Origin of the sequence: Pannonibacter sp. I15F10I1 (assembly GCF_900185665.1) — a bacterium.
GTDB classification, from domain to species: domain Bacteria; phylum Pseudomonadota; class Alphaproteobacteria; order Rhizobiales; family Stappiaceae; genus Pannonibacter; species Pannonibacter indicus.
The window spans coordinates 1,011,007-1,027,268 of sequence record NZ_FYAN01000026.1; the positions used below are offsets into that span (position 1 = coordinate 1,011,007).

The 16,262-nt window shown below is 62.0% G+C and carries 24 protein-coding genes; all 24 read right to left on the minus strand.

Features of this window, described 5'->3' with window-relative positions:
• Positions 1 to 35: 35 nt before the first annotated feature.
• Entirely contained in the window at positions 36 to 1,355 is a 1,320-nt protein-coding gene (locus IF10I1_RS17850) for a replication-associated recombination protein A (RefSeq protein WP_186415456.1), read from the minus strand.
• 18 nt (positions 1,356 to 1,373) lie between these two features.
• Complete coding sequence (locus IF10I1_RS17855; RefSeq protein WP_186393746.1) at positions 1,374 to 2,849, minus strand: DegQ family serine endoprotease; 1,476 nt, start codon at positions 2,847 to 2,849, stop codon at positions 1,374 to 1,376.
• Positions 2,850 to 2,963: 114 nt separating this feature from the next.
• Positions 2,964 to 5,030 (minus strand): methyl-accepting chemotaxis protein, encoded by a 2,067-nt coding sequence (locus tag IF10I1_RS17860; protein ID WP_208977386.1) that lies wholly within the window; start codon positions 5,028 to 5,030, stop codon positions 2,964 to 2,966.
• Positions 5,031 to 5,317: 287 nt separating this feature from the next.
• The gene (rplQ, locus tag IF10I1_RS17865) at positions 5,318 to 5,743 is read right to left on the minus strand and encodes a 50S ribosomal protein L17 (RefSeq protein WP_026355984.1); all 426 of its coding nucleotides are present in this window, start codon (positions 5,741 to 5,743) and stop codon (positions 5,318 to 5,320) included.
• Positions 5,744 to 5,822: 79 nt separating this feature from the next.
• Positions 5,823 to 6,887 carry a DNA-directed RNA polymerase subunit alpha gene (locus IF10I1_RS17870; RefSeq protein ID WP_019965848.1) on the minus strand — a complete coding sequence of 355 codons (1,065 nt, stop codon included), beginning with the start codon at positions 6,885 to 6,887 and terminating at the stop codon, positions 5,823 to 5,825.
• Positions 6,888 to 6,931: 44 nt separating this feature from the next.
• Positions 6,932 to 7,321 (minus strand): 30S ribosomal protein S11, encoded by a 390-nt coding sequence (gene rpsK, locus IF10I1_RS17875; protein ID WP_019965849.1) that lies wholly within the window; start codon positions 7,319 to 7,321, stop codon positions 6,932 to 6,934.
• A gap of 67 nt (positions 7,322 to 7,388) precedes the next feature.
• Complete coding sequence (gene rpsM, locus IF10I1_RS17880) at positions 7,389 to 7,757, minus strand: 30S ribosomal protein S13 (RefSeq protein WP_026355986.1); 369 nt, start codon at positions 7,755 to 7,757, stop codon at positions 7,389 to 7,391.
• A 165-nt stretch (positions 7,758 to 7,922) separates the two neighbouring features.
• The gene (locus IF10I1_RS17885) at positions 7,923 to 8,528 is read right to left on the minus strand and encodes an adenylate kinase (protein ID WP_050474673.1); all 606 of its coding nucleotides are present in this window, start codon (positions 8,526 to 8,528) and stop codon (positions 7,923 to 7,925) included.
• Complete coding sequence (secY, locus tag IF10I1_RS17890) at positions 8,525 to 9,856, minus strand: preprotein translocase subunit SecY (RefSeq protein WP_050474672.1); 1,332 nt, start codon at positions 9,854 to 9,856, stop codon at positions 8,525 to 8,527. Before secY ends, IF10I1_RS17885 begins: the two co-directional genes overlap by 4 nt.
• A 47-nt stretch (positions 9,857 to 9,903) precedes the next feature.
• On the minus strand, positions 9,904 to 10,374 hold the full coding sequence (rplO, locus tag IF10I1_RS17895) for a 50S ribosomal protein L15 (protein ID WP_122519811.1): 471 nt from the start codon (positions 10,372 to 10,374) through the stop codon (positions 9,904 to 9,906).
• Between the two features lie 17 nt (positions 10,375 to 10,391).
• A complete protein-coding gene (gene rpmD, locus IF10I1_RS17900; RefSeq protein ID WP_019965854.1) occupies positions 10,392 to 10,586 on the minus strand; it encodes a 50S ribosomal protein L30 in 195 nt (64 codons plus the stop codon).
• Between the two features lie 41 nt (positions 10,587 to 10,627).
• Entirely contained in the window at positions 10,628 to 11,197 is a 570-nt protein-coding gene (rpsE, locus tag IF10I1_RS17905; RefSeq protein WP_019965855.1) for a 30S ribosomal protein S5, read from the minus strand.
• Between the two features lie 38 nt (positions 11,198 to 11,235).
• A complete protein-coding gene (gene rplR, locus IF10I1_RS17910; RefSeq protein WP_019965856.1) occupies positions 11,236 to 11,598 on the minus strand; it encodes a 50S ribosomal protein L18 in 363 nt (120 codons plus the stop codon).
• A 12-nt stretch (positions 11,599 to 11,610) separates the two neighbouring features.
• Positions 11,611 to 12,144: a 50S ribosomal protein L6 gene (gene rplF / locus IF10I1_RS17915; protein ID WP_026355988.1), complete on the minus strand. Its 534-nt coding sequence runs from the start codon at positions 12,142 to 12,144 to the stop codon at positions 11,611 to 11,613.
• Between the two features lie 41 nt (positions 12,145 to 12,185).
• Positions 12,186 to 12,584, minus strand: a complete 399-nt coding sequence (gene rpsH, locus IF10I1_RS17920) for a 30S ribosomal protein S8 (RefSeq protein ID WP_019965858.1) — start codon at positions 12,582 to 12,584, stop codon at positions 12,186 to 12,188.
• A gap of 12 nt (positions 12,585 to 12,596) precedes the next feature.
• Positions 12,597 to 12,902, minus strand: coding sequence for a 30S ribosomal protein S14 (gene rpsN / locus IF10I1_RS17925; RefSeq protein WP_019965859.1), 306 nt, complete (start codon positions 12,900 to 12,902; stop codon positions 12,597 to 12,599).
• Positions 12,903 to 12,935: 33 nt separating this feature from the next.
• On the minus strand, positions 12,936 to 13,490 hold the full coding sequence (rplE, locus tag IF10I1_RS17930; protein WP_050474670.1) for a 50S ribosomal protein L5: 555 nt from the start codon (positions 13,488 to 13,490) through the stop codon (positions 12,936 to 12,938).
• Positions 13,483 to 13,800, minus strand: coding sequence for a 50S ribosomal protein L24 (rplX, locus tag IF10I1_RS17935; RefSeq protein WP_019965861.1), 318 nt, complete (start codon positions 13,798 to 13,800; stop codon positions 13,483 to 13,485). The genes rplE and rplX overlap by 8 nt, the downstream gene beginning before the upstream one ends.
• Positions 13,800 to 14,168 carry a 50S ribosomal protein L14 gene (rplN, locus tag IF10I1_RS17940; protein ID WP_013652493.1) on the minus strand — a complete coding sequence of 123 codons (369 nt, stop codon included), beginning with the start codon at positions 14,166 to 14,168 and terminating at the stop codon, positions 13,800 to 13,802. The genes rplX and rplN overlap by 1 nt, the downstream gene beginning before the upstream one ends.
• Before the next feature lie 69 nt (positions 14,169 to 14,237).
• On the minus strand, positions 14,238 to 14,465 hold the full coding sequence (gene rpsQ / locus IF10I1_RS17945; protein WP_019965862.1) for a 30S ribosomal protein S17: 228 nt from the start codon (positions 14,463 to 14,465) through the stop codon (positions 14,238 to 14,240).
• A 10-nt stretch (positions 14,466 to 14,475) separates the two neighbouring features.
• Positions 14,476 to 14,676: a 50S ribosomal protein L29 gene (rpmC, locus tag IF10I1_RS17950; protein ID WP_019965863.1), complete on the minus strand. Its 201-nt coding sequence runs from the start codon at positions 14,674 to 14,676 to the stop codon at positions 14,476 to 14,478.
• A gap of 22 nt (positions 14,677 to 14,698) precedes the next feature.
• Positions 14,699 to 15,112 (minus strand): 50S ribosomal protein L16, encoded by a 414-nt coding sequence (gene rplP, locus IF10I1_RS17955; RefSeq protein ID WP_019965864.1) that lies wholly within the window; start codon positions 15,110 to 15,112, stop codon positions 14,699 to 14,701.
• A gap of 40 nt (positions 15,113 to 15,152) precedes the next feature.
• The gene (gene rpsC, locus IF10I1_RS17960) at positions 15,153 to 15,881 is read right to left on the minus strand and encodes a 30S ribosomal protein S3 (protein WP_019965865.1); all 729 of its coding nucleotides are present in this window, start codon (positions 15,879 to 15,881) and stop codon (positions 15,153 to 15,155) included.
• Positions 15,881 to 16,261, minus strand: coding sequence for a 50S ribosomal protein L22 (gene rplV, locus IF10I1_RS17965; protein WP_019965866.1), 381 nt, complete (start codon positions 16,259 to 16,261; stop codon positions 15,881 to 15,883). Before rplV ends, rpsC begins: the two co-directional genes overlap by 1 nt.
• Between the last annotated feature and the right edge of the window lies 1 nt (position 16,262).

Consider the following 16,262-nt stretch of genomic DNA (forward strand, 5'->3'; position numbering starts at 1 on the left):
CGACGGCAAGGCGAAGTTAGGAGGGTGTTACCGTCTCACCCGCCGCGCTCGCGGCGGAGCCTCGACCAGTATTCGAGCCGCTTGCGCAACTCGCGCTCGAAGCCGCGCTCCACCGGGTCATAGAACACCTGGCGGCCCATGCTTTCGGGGAAATAGTCCTGACCGGAGAAGGCATCCGGCTGATCGTGGTCATAAGCGTAGCCGTCGCCATAGCCTTCGGACTTCATCAGCTTGGTCGGGGCGTTGAGGATATGCTTGGGCGGCAGCAGCGAGCCGTGGCTCTTGGCCGCCCGCACCGCCGCCTTGTAGGCCGTATAGACCGCGTTCGACTTGGGCGCGGTCGCCAAATAGACGACGCATTGCGCCAGCGCCAGTTCGCCTTCCGGGGAGCCGAGCATCTGATAGGCATCGCGCGCGGCATTGGCCTGCGTCAGCGCCTGAGGATCGGCAAGGCCGATGTCCTCCACCGCCATGCGGATCAGGCGGCGGGCGAGGTACAGCGGGTCCTCGCCGCCATCGAGCATGCGCGCGAACCAGTAGAGCGCCGCATCAGGGTCCGAACCGCGCACCGACTTGTGCAGGGCGGAAATCAGATTGTAGTGGCCGTCCTGGCTCTTGTCATAGATCGGTGCCCGGCGCTGGACGATCTCCTGCAGGCGTGCTGCGGTGAAGACTTCCCCCTCCCCGGCTGCACGCCAGACATCTTCCGCCAGCGTCAGGGCGGAACGGCCATCGCCATCAGCCATGCGCATCAGCACGCCGCGCGCTTCTTCATCAAGCGGCAGAGGCTTGCCCTCCTCCTGCTCGGCCCGCGCCAGCAGCCGCTCCACTGCCTCCCGGTCGAGTGAGCGGAAGGTCATCACGTGCGAGCGCGACAGGAGCGCGGCATTGAGCTCGAAGGACGGGTTCTCGGTCGTCGCCCCCACCAGCGTGATGGTGCCGTCTTCCATCACCGGCAGGAAGCTGTCCTGCTGGGCGCGGTTGAAGCGGTGGATCTCGTCCACGAACAGCAGCGTTCCCCGCCCGCCCATGCGCCGGGCACGGGCCGCCTCAAACACCTTCTTGAGGTCGGCAACGCCGGAAAAGATCGCCGAGATCTGTTCAAAGCCCAGATCCGTTTCCGCTGCCAGCAGCCGGGCGACGGTGGTCTTGCCGGTGCCCGGAGGCCCCCAGAAGATCAGCGAGCCAAGGCTGCGGTTGCGCAGCATGCGCGACAGGGTGCCGTCCGGCCCGAGCAGATGGTCCTGCCCTGCCACATCCTCAAGCCGCTTCGGGCGCAGCCTGTCCGCCAGCGGGCGCGGCCCGGCGGGTTGGGAGGCAAGCATCTGCCCGGAAGCGGAAAAGAGGTCACTCATGACGGATCAACTGCATGGTCAGCCGCGCAGGGCCAGACGTGTCGTCTCCCCGCCCCGCTTGATATCGAGAAGCCAGAACCTTGCAGGGCGGCGCAGCATCCGGTCAAGCTCTGCTGTGGTGGTGACCTTCTGTTCGTTCACACCTACGATGATATCCCCCGGCCGCAAGCCCACCCGGTTGGCAGGAGAGCCCTGTGCCACTTCGCTGATCACGACGCCCTCGTCCATGGTGTCGAGGCGCAGTTCATCCGAGACGGCCGGGGAAAGATTCAGCACGGTCGCGCCCGCAAAAGGCGAATAGGCCTCGATCTGGCGGGCATCGCGCGCCGGGGTTTCGGGCGCGGCCGTCAGCGCCACATCGGCTTGCAGTTCCGATCCGTTGCGCAGGAAGGTGAATTTCGCCGCACCGCCCAGCTGCCGGGTGGCAAAACGGTAGCCGAAGGAATCGGGATCGAGCACTTCGGCCCCATCCACCGCCGTCACAAGGTCACCGACCTTCAGCCCGGCCGTGTCTGCCGGGGAGCCCGGGAACACCTTGGTGACCAGCACGCCGCGCGGCCGGTCGAGGCCAAGGGCTTCAGCAATTTCCGCCCCAACCACCTGAACCGTCGCTCCCAGCCAGGGCCGCTGCACCTTGCCGGACGTCTGCGCCGATGTGGCGACGAATCTCACCATATTGGCGGGGATCGCAAAGCCGATGCCGATGGAGCCGCCGGAACGGGAGAAAATCGCGGTGTTGATGCCGACCAGCCGTCCGTGCATGTCGACCAGCGCGCCGCCCGAGTTGCCCGGGTTGATGGCGGCATCGGTCTGGATGAAGAACTGATAGTCGGTCACGCCCACCTGCGTGCGGGCCAGAGCCGAGACGATGCCCTGCGTCACCGTCTGGCCGACACCGAAGGGATTGCCGATGGCCAGCACCATGTCACCGACTTCCAGCCCGTCCGAATCGGCAAATTCCACCGTCGGGAAATTGCCGCCTTCGCGGATCTTCAGCACGGCCAGATCCGTCCGCTCGTCCTTGAGGATGATGTCGGCATCGAACTCGCGCCGGTCGCTGAGTGCCACGCGCACCTCGTCGGCATTCTCGATGACGTGATTGTTGGTGATGATGATGCCTTCGGGGGCAATGATCACGCCCGACCCGAGGGAAGACTGTACCCGCCTGCGCTGGCCGCCGGGGGCGTTGTCAGGCACGCCGAAGAAGCGGCGGAAGAAGGGATCATCCAGAAAGGGCGAAACCTGCCGCTGCTCCACCATGCGCGTCGCATAGACGTTGACGACTGCAGGCGCCACCTTCTTCACGACCGGGGCAAAAGACAGGGTGATTTCCGCATCGCTCTTTGGAACCTGCCGTTCCTGGGCAATGGCGGTGCCGGCAGCGCCGGGCACGGCAATGGCCCCCAGAATCAGGGTGCAAGCCAGCAAGCGGGTGAAACAGGCCCGAAGGCGGTGGCCCGCGAACGGGGCATGGCTGTGGGACAAGGCCATCATCAAAGCTCCCTCAAAATGCAGAATCCGGCCCGAAGGCCGGATTCGATACATGCCAGATAGGAAGCCTGTCCCGCAATGCCAAGCCTTGCAGCCCGGCATTGCAGTCTGACCGGCTCAGGCCGAGCGGACCTGCGACAGGAAGGAGCGGACCTCCTCGTCGAGGTGGCGGGCCTGGCTGGTCAGTTCGCTGGCCGAGGCGACGAAGCCATCGGCAGCGGTGCCGGTGCGCTCGGTCACGTCGTTCACGCGGCGGATGTTGCTCGTCACCTCTTCGGTGCCGCGCGCTGCACGCTGCGTGTTGTCGGCGATGCCCTGCGTTGCGGCGCTCTGCTCTTCGACGGCGGAAGACACCTCGGTCACCGACATGGTGATCTCACCGATGGTCTCCTGGATCTCGGCGATTGCGGCAACGGCATCATCCGTGGCGCTGCGGATCGCGTCGATCTGCTGCTGGATTTCGCCGGTCGCCTTGCCGGTCTGCGAGGCCAGTTCCTTCACTTCCGACGCCACGACCGCAAAGCCGCGGCCGGCCTCGCCTGCACGCGCCGCCTCGATGGTGGCGTTGAGGGCAAGCAGGTTGGTCTGATCGGCGATATCGGAGATCAGCGTCACCACCTCACCGATGCGGTTGGCAGCTTCTGCCAGCGACCGCACGGTGGTGTTGGTGGCCTGAGCGCGGATCGTTGCCGTTTGGGCCACGCTGGACGAGCGGGCGATCAGTTCGGAGATCTGGCGGATCGAGCTCGACAGCTGGTCCGAAGCCGAAGCGATCGACTGCACTTCTTCCATGGCCTGGTTGGACATGTCAGCCGCACGAGACGCGCTGTCGCCAGCCGACTGCGTCATTTCCTGCACTTCGCGGGCCGCGGACTGCAGGCTCTGCGCCGAACGGGAGACGGTTTCCACCACGCGGCCAACGGATGCCTCAAATTCGGCAGCTAGACCGGAGAGCATTTCCTTGCGCTGTTCGGCCTGCGAGCGGGCGGCAATCGCTTCTTCCTGCGCACGGCGCTCCTGCTCGGCAGCCGCATTCTCGCGGATCTGCAGAACCGCGCGGCCGATCTCACCGATTTCATCACCGCGGCGGGCCGCAGAAATGTCCTGCGACAGGTTGCCATTGGCAATGGAGGTCAGGGCCTGAACGAGCACCTGCAGCGGCTTGGTGATGGTGCGGGAGAACAACAGGGCCACGACCGCCACGATACCCAGCGTGATCAGCGTCAGCATGATCATCCGGTCACGCATGGCCGTGACGGCACTCAGCGTTTCTTCGACGGTCTTGTCCGCCACAACGGCATAGGTCTGTCCCATGAAGTTGATCGGTTCGGCGAGAACCATGCGGTCCAGCCCATCCTTGCCGGTCACAACGCCGGTCGAACCACCACCACGCAGGGCGTCCTCAATCGGCTTGCCAGAAACCTGGAACTTGAGGGCGGTCGGATAGTCCAGGGCCGGCATCGTCGTCAGCACCATGCCGCCCTGCGCGACCAGATAGGTCTGCCCCGTTTCGCCAAGGCCCTTCCGGTCGGCCAGAACCTTGTCCAGCATCGGAGAGGTCACGCGCATGGCGATGACACCAAGATACTTGCTCTCGCCAAACTCGTTCACATAGACGGGTTGTGCTAGGAACATCGACGGGATGGCATCGGCGCCATATTCACTGAAGCCGGTTGCCACCTGAGTGCCTGCGGGCTGGCCCGCAGCCAGCTTGAACGCCTCGCCCAGACCGGTCGCGGCCAGCGAACCGTCGGTGACGGACTGAAGGAAGTCGTCGCCCTTGGTCACGGAGTAGAGAACGAGGCCGTCATTGGTGATGCCGTAGATATCGCCGTAGCCACCAGCCTTCCAGGCCGACAGGAACGAGCCATGCAGCTCGCCATGGCGCCAGGAATACATGGTCTTGTTGGTCTTGCCGTTCAGTTCGGCACGATCGGCGGCGGCGCTGCCGGCAGCCTGATAGTAGCTGCGGATCGAATCCATATCCGTGGTCAGATTCGCACGCGTGCTCGCCAGATCCTTCATGACCAGGGTCGCCGCAGCGCCCGAGGCCAGATTGGACAGATCCGACTGAATACCATCGAGCTTGGCGGACAGCAGAGCGTGACGGGACTGAACCATCAGGCTGAGCTCGGAAACGCCCGCCTTTTCAAGGCCGTCGCGGCCGGTTGTATAACCGATCACCCCAACCACTGCACAGGAAACCAATGCAAGGCCAACAGTGACAGCAGGTATAATCGTGGAAAGACGTAAAAAGCCCCGGCTCTTGACGCCGGCATTCTGACTTCCGCTCATAGCGCACCCAGCTCCATGGAAAGGAAAAGTGGACGCAGCATCTCCTTAATGATCTTAAGAACAAGATAATTTTGACAAGTGATCTGAGCAGACACACAAATTCAGCAGAAAATATCGACAAAAAGCAAAAGGCGGGCACAGGGCCCGCCTTTCACGTTTTTTATACTTCCGAAACCTTACGCTGCGTTTTCAGCAGCCTGTTCCGCTTCGTGACGGGCACGGTCGGCAGCGCCGCGTGCAGACATGTCACGGTCAACCAGCTCGATCACAGCCATCGGTGCGCTGTCGCCGTAACGGAAGCCAGCCTTGACCACGCGGGTGTAGCCACCGTTGCGCTCCTTGTAACGGCTGGCGAGCACGTCAAACAGCTTGCGGACCATGGCAACGTCACGAACCTGCGAGATCGCCTGACGGCGGGCATGCAGGTCGCCGCGCTTGCCGAGGGTGACAAGCTTGTCCATGATCGGCTTCATTTCCTTGGCCTTCGGCAGCGTCGTGACGATGGCTTCGTGTTCAATCAGCGAGGCCGCCATGTTGGCGAACATCGCAGTACGGTGGCTCGTGGTGCGGCCGAGCTTGCGGCCGGATTTACCGTGGCGCATGGCCTTCTCCTTTAGACGTTAAGCGGGCATCCTCAGCGGGACTGCCGCCCTGTTGTTCTGCCAGGGGCGAAACCGCCCCTTAGTACTGATGGTCCTCGTAGCGCTTGGCGAGGTCCTCGATGTTCTCCGGCGGCCAGTTGGCCACGTCCATGCCCAGATGCAGACCCATCTGTGCGAGAACTTCCTTGATCTCGTTAAGCGACTTGCGGCCGAAGTTCGGCGTGCGGAGCATTTCCGCCTCGGTCTTCTGGATGAGATCGCCGATATAAACGATGTTGTCGTTCTTCAGGCAATTTGCCGAACGAACGGACAGCTCGAGCTCGTCGACCTTCTTGAGAAGGGCCGGGTTGAATGCCAGTTCCGGAACGCTGTCTTCTGCAATCTCGCGCTTCGGCTCTTCGAAGTTGACGAAGATCGAAAGCTGGTCCTGCAGAATGCGTGCCGCGTAAGCCACCGCATCTTCCGGCTTCACCGAACCATCGGTTTCGACCGTCAGCGTCAGCTTGTCATAGTCAAGAACCTGGCCTTCACGGGTGTTTTCCACCTTGTAGGACACTTTCTTGACCGGGGAGTACAGGCTGTCGACCGGGATCAGACCAATCGGAGCGTCCTCAGGACGGTTCCGCTCGGCTGCCACGTAGCCCTTGCCGGTGTTGACCGTAAACTCCATGCGGATTTCCGCGCCCTCATCGAGGGTGCAGAGCACGAGTTCCGGGTTCAGCACTTCAACGTCGCCAACCGTCTGGATGTCACCAGCCGTCACGACGCCAGGACCCTGCTTGCGCACAACCATGCGCTTGGGTCCCTCGCCTTCCATGCGGATCGCGATTTCCTTGATGTTCAGGATGATGTCCGTCACATCTTCGCGCACGCCCGGAATGGACGAGAATTCGTGCAGAACGCCGTCGATCTGCACAGCCGTTACAGCAGCACCCTGCAGCGAGGACAGCAGGATGCGGCGCAGGGCGTTGCCGAGCGTGAGGCCATAGCCGCGCTCAAGCGGCTCGGCGACCACGGTGCCGGTCGTGCGCGGGTTTTCACCCGGCTTCACTTCCAGCTTGTTCGGCTTGATCAGCTCTTGCCAGTTCTTCTGAATCGTCACGTTCTTACCTCGTCGGCTGTCCCGCCGGAGCTCGCCGGCCATTCTTCGCCATTGGAGGAAACCAGGTATCTGAAAGTCAAAAGACCTCAGACGCGGCGGCGCTTGCGCGGACGGCACCCGTTGTGCGGGATCGGCGTCACATCGCGGATCGACGTGATGAGGAAGCCGGCAGCCTGCAGGGCGCGCAGAGCCGATTCACGGCCCGAACCGGGACCACGAACTTCGACTTCGAGCGTGCGCATGCCGTGCTCGGAAGCCTTGCGGGCTGCGTCTTCTGCAGCAACCTGAGCTGCGTAGGGGGTCGACTTACGCGAACCCTTGAAGCCGAGAGCACCAGCGGACGACCAGGAAATCGCATTTCCCTGCGCGTCGGTGATGGTGATCATGGTGTTGTTGAACGTGGAGTTCACGTGTGCCACGCCAGAAGAGATGTTCTTGCGTTCGCGGCGGCGCACGCGTGTCGTGTCCTTAGCCATTCTTGATTCCTTGGTTTGATCTCTGCACCGCCGTAATACCGGCGGCTACACCAGCCGATGAGGCAGATTACTTCTTCTTGCCAGCGATCGGCTTCGCCGGGCCCTTGCGGGTCCGCGCATTCGTATGGGTGCGCTGGCCACGGACCGGCAGGCCGCGGCGATGACGCAGGCCGCGGTAGCAGCCAAGGTCCATCAGGCGTTTGATGTTCATCGCGGTCTCGCGGCGCAGGTCACCTTCCACGAGGTAGTCGCGGTCGATGGTCTCGCGGATCGCCAGCACTTCGGCGTCAGACAGCTGATTCACGCGGCGCTCCGGCGCAATGTTCACCTTTTCGATGATTTCCTGCGCGAACTTGGCACCAATGCCGTGAATGTACTGAAGCGCGATGACAACGCGCTTGTTCGTCGGGATGTTAACGCCAGCAATACGTGCCACGTGCGTCTCCATATCTTGCGGCTTATGTGCCGCGGTTGCATTTCCCCGCGTCCGGTGGAGCCCGGCCCTTGCGGGAGTTTGTTGGCTGGCTTTGACCAGCACAGAATGTGCCGGCCCCGGTGTTTCCGGGATCGGCACATAATCTTGAGGATTAGAGCGCGGTATTTACCGGCTCTCAACCCGTTCGTCAAGCTTCGAAAGAACGGCAGCAATGGCGGCCGTCACATCATCGATCGGCTGCATGCCATCGATGACCGTGAGAAGACCGTTCTTCTCGTAGTAGGGAATGACCACGGCCGTATCGCGGTTATAGGCTTCAAGGCGCTGCTTGAAGACTTCCGGATCATCATCCTTGCGGACCGGCTGGCCGGCGGCCTTGGCCTCTTCCGCACGGTTGATGATTCGCGACACGAGCCTGGACTGGTCCACACGCAGCTCGATCACCGCATCGAGACCGATGCGGTTCTCTGCGAGCATCTGATCCAGAGCCTCTGCCTGGGCCAGCGTGCGCGGGAAGCCATCGAGGATGAACCCCTTCTGTGCGTCCGCTTCACCAATCCGGTCACGGATGATGCCGACAACGATCTCGTCGGAGACGAGCCCGCCAGCGTCCATCACCGCCTTGGCTTTGAGGCCAACCTCGGTTCCGGCTGCGACGGCGGCACGAAGCATGTCGCCGGTCGACAGTTGCGGAATGCCATGTTTGGCAACAAGCCGGGCCGCCTGAGTACCCTTCCCTGCACCGGGAGGTCCGACCAGAATCAACCTCATCTACGCTTCCCCCTGAGCTTTGCTTTCTTCACCAGCCCCTCGTACTGGTGCGCAAGCAGATGGCCCTGGATCTGGGAAACGGTGTCCATCGTGACGCTCACAACGATCAGCAGCGAGGTTCCTCCGAAATAGAACGGAACGCCCGTCGCGGAAATGAGGAATTCGGGTAATAGGCAGACCGCCGTGATGTAGATGGCGCCCAGTACCGTAATGCGGGTCAGCACATGGTCAATGAATTGAGCCGTACGCTCGCCCGGACGAATTCCCGGAATGAATCCGCCGTGCCGCTTCAGATTGTCCGCCGTTTCCGACGGGCTGAACACGATGGCCGTGTAGAAGAAGCAGAAGAACACGATCATTGCCGCGTAGAAGATCATGTACAGCGGCTGTCCATGACCAAGCAGCGTCGTCACCGTCGTCAGCCAGGCCGGACCGCTGCCCGCGGAGAACCCGGCAATGGTTGCCGGAATGAGCAGAAGCGACGAAGCGAAGATCGGCGGGATGACGCCCGCGGTGTTGAGCTTGAGGGGCAGGAACGACGTGTTGCCCTCAAACATCTTGTTGCCAACCTGGCGCTTCGGATACTGGATCAGAAGCCGGCGCTGCGCCCGCTCCATGAACACGATCAGCGCAATGACGCCGATTGCCAGAATGAGAAGCACGGGAATGAGCCAGCCCGCGATGGCGTCCTGACGGCCCAGCTCGAACAGCGATACGAGCGCTGTCGGCAGACCGGCCACGATGCCGGCGAAGATGATCAGCGAAATGCCGTTACCGATGCCGCGCGAGGTGATCTGCTCACCCAGCCACATCAGGAACATGGTGCCGCCCGTTAGGCTGAGAACAGCGGAAAGACGGAAGAACCAGCCCGGATCGGTCACCACATTGGCCGAACCCTCAAGCCCGACCGCAATGCCGTAGGACTGCGCAATCGCCAGAAGCACCGTGCCGTAGCGGGTGTACTGGTTGATGACCTTGCGGCCCTGCTCCCCTTCCTTCTTCAGCGCCTCGAGCGTCGGAACGACGGTCGTCATCAGCTGCATGATGATGGAAGCGGAGATATAGGGCATGATGCCCAGGGCAAAGATCGCCATACGCTCGACGGCGCCGCCGGCGAACATGTTGAACATGCCGATCACACCAGACTGAGCCTGGCTGAAGGCCTGTGCAAAAGCGGCCGGATTGATCCCGGGCAGCGGGATGTAAGTGCCGAACCGATAAACCAAAAGCGCCCCCAGCGTGAACCAGATGCGCTTCTTGAGTTCTTCAGCCTTCGCGAAAGCCGAGAAATTGAGATTTGATGCCAGCTGTTCGGCAGCGGATGCCATGCCGTTCTCCGGAGGTTGCTGTCCGAGAAAAAGGGCGAAGCCCAGGCCTATTCGGCCTGAGCTCCGAGGATCACGACCTTGCCGCCGGCCTTCTCGACAGCCTCGACAGCCGTCTTGGAAGCGCCAGCAACTTCAAAGGTCACTGCGGCCTTCAGCTCGCCATCGGCCAGGAGGCGAACGCCGTCCTTGATGCGCTTGACGATGCCGGCAGCCTTGAGAGCCTCAACCGTGATCGAAGCCTTGGCATCCAGCTTGCCCTCGTCGAGAGCAACCTGCACGCGGCCGAGCGACACAATGTTGAAGTCCTTGGCAAAGATGTTGGTGAAACCGCGCTTCGGCAGGCGGCGATGCAGCGGCATCTGACCACCTTCAAAGCCCTTGATCGCCACGCCGGAACGGGACTTCTGACCCTTCACGCCGCGGCCACCAGTCTTGCCCTTGCCAGAGCCGATACCGCGGCCAACGCGGGTACGGTCCTTAACGGAACCAGGATTGTCCCGCAGGTCATTGAGCTTCATAGTCTTCTCTCCTGCCCTCACGCTTCGTCAACGATGCGGACGAGGTGCGGAAGCTTGCGGATCATGCCGCGCACTTCCGGAGTGTCCTTGAGCGTCGAGCGGCGGTGCATCTTGTTCAGGCCGAGGCCGATCAAGGTTGCCTGCTGCTCCTTGGGACGGCGCAGCGGGCTGCCGATCTGCTCGACCGTTACGGTCTTTTCGGTGTTCGCCATGGAACTACCCCTCGTTCAACTGGTTACCGGGGTGCCGGGCTTCAAGCCTCGGCACCTGCCGGAACCGTTTCGTCGTTGTCGCGGCGGCGGCCCTGAAGCACCGAGACCTTGAGGCCGCGACGGGCCGCGACAGCACGCGGGCTGTCTTCCTTGGTCAGGGCGGCAAAGGTTGCGCGCACCATGTTGTACGGGTTCGAGGAGCCAAGCGACTTGGCAACCACGTCCTGGACGCCGAGCGTCTCGAACACGGCGCGCATCGGGCCACCCGCGATGATACCGGTACCAGCCGGAGCTGCACGCAGAATCACCTTGCCGGCGCCATGACGGCCCTCGACATCGTGATGCAGCGTACGGCCCTCGCGCAGCGGCACGCGAACCATAGCACGCTTGGCAGCTTCCGTTGCCTTGCGGATCGCTTCCGGCACTTCGCGAGCCTTGCCGTGGCCGAAGCCGACGCGGCCCTTCTGGTCACCCACGACGACGAGCGCGGCAAAGCCGAAACGACGGCCACCCTTGACCACCTTCGCGACGCGGTTGATGTGTACGAGCTTGTCGACGAACTCGCTGTCGCGCTCTTCGCGATCGCGCTCCCGTGTGTCCTGTCTCGCCATATTATTCGTCTTCCGTTCTTCAGAGCGCCAAGCGCTGGTCAGAATTCAAGTCCGCCCTCGCGGGCTGCATCTGCAAGCGCCTTGATGCGCCCGTGATACATGTACCCGCCACGGTCGAACACGACCTGCTTGACGCCAGCGGCCACAGCGCGCTCGGCGACAAGCTTGCCGACAGCTGCAGCCGCAGCCACATCGGCGCCCGTCTTCAATGCGCCCCGCACGTCCTTTTCAAGCGTGGAGGCAGAGGCAATGGTATGCCCCTTGGCGTCGTCGATGATCTGGGCATAGATCTGCTTCGACGAGCGGAATACGGAAAGGCGCGGACGACCGTTCGCCACCTTCTTGATCGAACGGCGCACGCGGTCGCGACGACGCTCGAAAGCAGTTTTGCTGTTCGCCATGATCCGGGTCCGTTACTTCTTCTTGCCTTCTTTGCGAACGATGAACTCGCCCGCATAGCGAATGCCCTTGCCCTTGTACGGCTCGGGGCCACGGTATTCGCGGATGTTAGCCGCGACCTGACCGACGACCTGCTTGTCGATGCCGGAGATAAGAATCTCGGTCGGCTTCGGGCACTTGACTTCAATTCCCTCCGGGACCTCGTAAACGACGTCGTGGGAGAAGCCAAGGGCGAGCTGGACATTGCGGCCCTGCATCTGAGCACGGTAACCCACACCGGTGATCTCGAGCTTGCGTTCGAAGCCCTGGCTCACGCCGGTGATCAGGTTCTGGATCATGGTCCGGGTCATGCCCCACATGGAGCGTGCCGGCTTGCTGTCATTACGGGGATCAACCTGGATCCCGGCATCCGTCATTTCGGCGAGCACCAGATCGTTGAGCACGAAGGACAGCTGGCCCTTCGGTCCCTTGACCTCGATGGTGCGGCCGTTGATCGTTGCCGTTACCCCGCTCGGCACGGGGACTGGCTTTTTGCCAATACGAGACATCTGATCAACCTTGTCACATAAATAGGAAGGTCACTGCCGCGTCAGAAGACGCGGCAGAGCACTTCACCACCAACATTCTCATCCCGCGCCTGATGGTCGCTCATGACACCACGGGGCGTCGACAGGATCGACACACCAAGGCCATTCGCGACATGCGGAATGTTCTTTACCGACGAGTACACGCGGCGGCCCGGCTTGGAGATACGTTCGATCTCACGAATCACCGGTACACCATCGAAATACTTCAGTTCGATCTCAAGCTCGGACTTGCCGTCCTCGAATTCGACCGTCGTGTAGCCACGGATGTAACCTTCCTTGGCCAAAACATCAAGCACATGCGCACGCAGCTTCGAATGAGGTGAGGACACCTTGTTCTTGCGGCGCAGCTGCGCGTTCCGGATGCGGGTGAGCATATCACCCAACGGATCGGAAATTGCCATCGCAGCCTCTCCTTACCAGCTCGACTTGACCAGGCCCGGGATCTTACCCAGGGAACCCAGCTCACGCAGCGCAACGCGCGACATCTTCAGCTTGCGGTAGAAGCCGCGCGGACGGCCGGTGACTTCACACCGGTTGCGCACACGGTTCGGTGCCGAATTGCGCGGCAGTGCCGCGAGCTTCAGACGGGCGGCGAAACGCTCTTCCAGAGACAGCGTTTCATCCTTGGCTGCGGCCTTGAGAGCAGCACGCTTTGCAGCGTACTTCAGCACAAGGCGCTCGCGCCGCTTGTTCTTCTCGATCGCGCTCTTCTTCGCCATCGTTTTTCCTCGTTCCTTTCCCGTATATCCGCGTTACTTGCGGAACGGGAAGTTGAACGCGCGCAGCAGTTCGCGCGCCTCTTCATCGGTGTTGGCCGTGGTGCACACGACCACGTCCATACCCCAAATCTGGTCGACCTTGTCGTACTCGATTTCGGGGAAAACGATGTGTTCCTTAATGCCCATGGCGTAGTTGCCACGGCCATCGAAGCTCTTCGGGTTCAGACCGCGGAAGTCACGAACGCGCGGAAGCGCGATGGTGATCAGACGGTCGAGAAACTCGAACATCTGTTCGCGGCGCAGCGTCACCTTGGCGCCGAGGGGCATGCCCTCACGCACCTTGAAGGTGGCGATGGAGTTCGCAGCCTTGGTGATCACCGGCTTCTGACCGGCGATGAGCGCCAGGTCGTCCGCAGCGATGCGCACCTTCTTGCTGTCTGCAACTGCCTCACCGACGCCCATGTTGAGAACAACCTTCTCAAGCTTGGGGATCTGCATCGGGTTGGTGTAGTTGAACTTTTCCTGCAGCTGCTTGCGCACCACTTCATCGTAGTGCGTCTTGAACCGCGGCACGTAGGTCTCAGCCATCGATCAGGTCTCCCGAACGCTTGGCCACACGGACCTTGCGGCCGTCTTCCTGCACCTTGAACCCGACGCGAGTCGGCTTGCCATCCTTCGGATCGGCTACAGCCAGGTTGGAAACGTGGATCGGGGCTTCCTTTGCCACGATGCCTGCTTCCTGGGTCTGCGTCTGGCGCTGGTGGCGGCGAACGACGTTGATGCCGCGCACGAGAGCCTTGTTGTCCGTCGGCAGCATCTGCAGCACTTCGCCGGTCTTGCCCTTGTCACGACCGGCGAGCACGACAACCGTGTCGCCTTTTTTAATTTTCGCAGCCATCAGAGCACCTCCGGCGCGAGCGAAATGATCTTCATGTGGTTCTTTGCACGGAGCTCGCGCGGCACCGGCCCAAAGATACGGGTGCCGATCGGCTCCTTGTTGTTGTTGACCAGGACCGCCGCATTGCGGTCGAACCGGATCACGCTGCCGTCGGGACGGCGAATGTCCTTCGCCGTACGCACGACGACCGCCTTCATCACGTCGCCCTTCTTGACGCGGCCGCGCGGGATAGCTTCCTTGATGCTGACGACGATGATGTCGCCAACGCGGGCATACTTCCGCTTCGAGCCGCCGAGCACCTTGATGCACATGACACGACGGGCGCCGGAATTATCCGCCACGTCGAGGTTTGTTTGCATCTGAATCATGACTTGGCCGCCTTGTTCTCTCTACGGCGCACCTGCCACGGGCGCCGGATGCTCAACAGAGCCGTGGTCTCAGGAGACCACGGTCCAACGTTTGGTCTTGGAGATCGGCGCGCACTCTTCGATCTGAACCGTGTCGCCGACCTGATACTTGTTCGCTTCGTCATGCGCCCGGTACTTCTTGGACCGGCGCACCGTCTTCTTGAGCAGCGGGTGAGTGAAGCGACGCTCCACCTTCACCGTCACCGTCTTGTCATTCGCGTTGCTGACCACGGTGCCCTGCAAAATGCGTTTCGGCATTGAGGCCTCCTTACGCGGTTGCGGTCATGCGCTTATCGCGCATGATCGTCTGGATCCGGGCGATATCCCGGCGGATCTGCCGGAAACGACCAGTGTTTTCGAGCTGACCGGTGGCCTTCTGAAAGCGCAGGTTGAACTGCTCCTTCTTCAGTGCCTCGAGTTCCGTACGGAGCTCGTCGAGGGTCTTTGCCCTTACATCATTTGCCTTCATGGCTCAACTCTCCTCGACTGCCTTACTCGGCGATCCGCTGTACGAACCGGCACTTGATCGGCAGCTTGGCAGCAGCCAGGCGCATTGCTTCGCGGGCAACGTCTTCCGGCACGCCGTCAATCTCGAACATGATACGGCCCGGCTTGACACGGCAGGCCCAGTAGTCCGGGGCACCTTTACCCTTACCCATGCGGACTTCCGCAGGCTTGGAAGACACCGGCACATCCGGGAAAATCCGGATCCAAACACGGCCCGCACGCTTCATGTGACGGGTCATTGCACGACGGGCTGCCTCGATCTGGCGGGCGGTGACACGCTCCGGCTCCACGGCCTTCAGACCGAATTCGCCGAAGTTCAGGTCAGTACCGCCCTTCGCCATGCCGTGGATGCGGCCCTTGTGCTGCTTGCGGAACTTAGTTCGCTTCGGTTGCAGCATCGTTCTTCTCTCGTTCTTGCGTTACACGGGCGCTGCCTTTTCAGGCAGCGCGCTCGCGACCACGATCACGGCGCTGGCCGCGATCACCCTGATTCGCATCCGAGCTTTCGGTCGCGCGGCGTTCAGACGCCATCGGATCGTGCTCGAGGATCTCGCCCTTGAAGATCCAGACCTTGACGCCGCAGGCGCCATAGGCGGTGTGAGCGGTCGCTGTGCCATAATCGATGTCGGCGCGCAAGGTGTGCAGCGGCACACGGCCTTCACGATACCACTCGACGCGTGCGATTTCCGCACCACCCAGACGGCCGCCGCAGTTGATGCGGATGCCAAGGGCGCCCAGACGCATGGCCGACTGAACGGCACGCTTCATGGCGCGGCGGAATGCAACACGGCGTTCCAGCTGCTGGGCGATCGAAGCGGCAACCAGGGTCGCGTCGATTTCCGGCTTGCGCACTTCAACGATGTTGATGTGCACTTCGGCGTCGGTGATCGCGGCAAGCTTCTTGCGCAGCTTGTCGATGTCCGCACCCTTCTTGCCGATGACCACACCCGGACGGCCGGAATGAATGGTCACGCGGCACTTCTTGTGCGGGCGTTCAATCACGATCTTGGAAACCGCAGCCTGCTTCAGCTCGTTCATCAGATATTCGCGGATGCGGAAATCTTCATGAAGCAGCTTGCCGTATTCACCCTTGTTGGCGAACCAGCGGGAGTCCCAGGTGCGGTTGATCCCGAGGCGCATGCCGATCGGGTTAACTTTGTGTCCCATCAGGCAGTCTCCTCGACTTGACGAACAACGATGGTCAGGTTCGAGAACGGCTTCTCGATCCGGCCAGCGCGGCCACGTGCACGGGCATGGAACCGCTTGATGACAAAAGCCTTGCCCACATGGGCTTCGGCAACCACCAGGCTGTCCACGTCCAGGTCGTGGTTGTTCTCGGCATTCGCAATCGCGGACATCAGGGTCTTCTTGACGTCACCAGCGATGCGCTTGCGGGAGAACGTCAGATCCGCCAGAGCGGAACTTACCTTCTTGCCGCGGATTGCAGCCGCCACGAGGTTCAGCTTCTGCGGGGAAACGCGCAGCATGCGCGTGACCGCCTTGGCCTCGTTGTCGGCGAGCGTCCGCTCACGCTTCGGCTTGCCCATC

Coding starts and splice junctions, on each gene's coding strand:
- IF10I1_RS17850 (WP_186415456.1), bottom strand. CDS start 1,355: ATGAGTGACCTCTTTTCCGCTTCCGGGCAGATGCTTGCCTCCCAACCC.
- IF10I1_RS17855 (WP_186393746.1), bottom strand. CDS start 2,849: ATGATGGCCTTGTCCCACAGCCATGCCCCGTTCGCGGGCCACCGCCTT.
- rplQ (WP_026355984.1), bottom strand. CDS start 5,743: ATGCGCCACGGTAAATCCGGCCGCAAGCTCGGCCGCACCACGAGCCAC.
- IF10I1_RS17870 (WP_019965848.1), bottom strand. CDS start 6,887: ATGGCCGGCGAGCTCCGGCGGGACAGCCGACGAGGTAAGAACGTGACG.
- rpsK (WP_019965849.1), bottom strand. CDS start 7,321: ATGGCTAAGGACACGACACGCGTGCGCCGCCGCGAACGCAAGAACATC.
- IF10I1_RS17885 (WP_050474673.1), bottom strand. CDS start 8,528: ATGAGGTTGATTCTGGTCGGACCTCCCGGTGCAGGGAAGGGTACTCAG.
- secY (WP_050474672.1), bottom strand. CDS start 9,856: ATGGCATCCGCTGCCGAACAGCTGGCATCAAATCTCAATTTCTCGGCT.
- rplO (WP_122519811.1), bottom strand. CDS start 10,374: ATGAAGCTCAATGACCTGCGGGACAATCCTGGTTCCGTTAAGGACCGT.
- rpmD (WP_019965854.1), bottom strand. CDS start 10,586: ATGGCGAACACCGAAAAGACCGTAACGGTCGAGCAGATCGGCAGCCCG.
- rpsE (WP_019965855.1), bottom strand. CDS start 11,197: ATGGCGAGACAGGACACACGGGAGCGCGATCGCGAAGAGCGCGACAGC.
- rplR (WP_019965856.1), bottom strand. CDS start 11,598: ATGGCGAACAGCAAAACTGCTTTCGAGCGTCGTCGCGACCGCGTGCGC.
- rplF (WP_026355988.1), bottom strand. CDS start 12,144: ATGTCTCGTATTGGCAAAAAGCCAGTCCCCGTGCCGAGCGGGGTAACG.
- rpsH (WP_019965858.1), bottom strand. CDS start 12,584: ATGGCAATTTCCGATCCGTTGGGTGATATGCTCACCCGCATCCGGAAC.
- rpsN (WP_019965859.1), bottom strand. CDS start 12,902: ATGGCGAAGAAGAGCGCGATCGAGAAGAACAAGCGGCGCGAGCGCCTT.
- rplE (WP_050474670.1), bottom strand. CDS start 13,490: ATGGCTGAGACCTACGTGCCGCGGTTCAAGACGCACTACGATGAAGTG.
- rplX (WP_019965861.1), bottom strand. CDS start 13,800: ATGGCTGCGAAAATTAAAAAAGGCGACACGGTTGTCGTGCTCGCCGGT.
- rplN (WP_013652493.1), bottom strand. CDS start 14,168: ATGATTCAGATGCAAACAAACCTCGACGTGGCGGATAATTCCGGCGCC.
- rpsQ (WP_019965862.1), bottom strand. CDS start 14,465: ATGCCGAAACGCATTTTGCAGGGCACCGTGGTCAGCAACGCGAATGAC.
- rpmC (WP_019965863.1), bottom strand. CDS start 14,676: ATGAAGGCAAATGATGTAAGGGCAAAGACCCTCGACGAGCTCCGTACG.
- rplP (WP_019965864.1), bottom strand. CDS start 15,112: ATGCTGCAACCGAAGCGAACTAAGTTCCGCAAGCAGCACAAGGGCCGC.
- rpsC (WP_019965865.1), bottom strand. CDS start 15,881: ATGGGACACAAAGTTAACCCGATCGGCATGCGCCTCGGGATCAACCGC.
- rplV (WP_019965866.1), bottom strand. CDS start 16,261: ATGGGCAAGCCGAAGCGTGAGCGGACGCTCGCCGACAACGAGGCCAAG.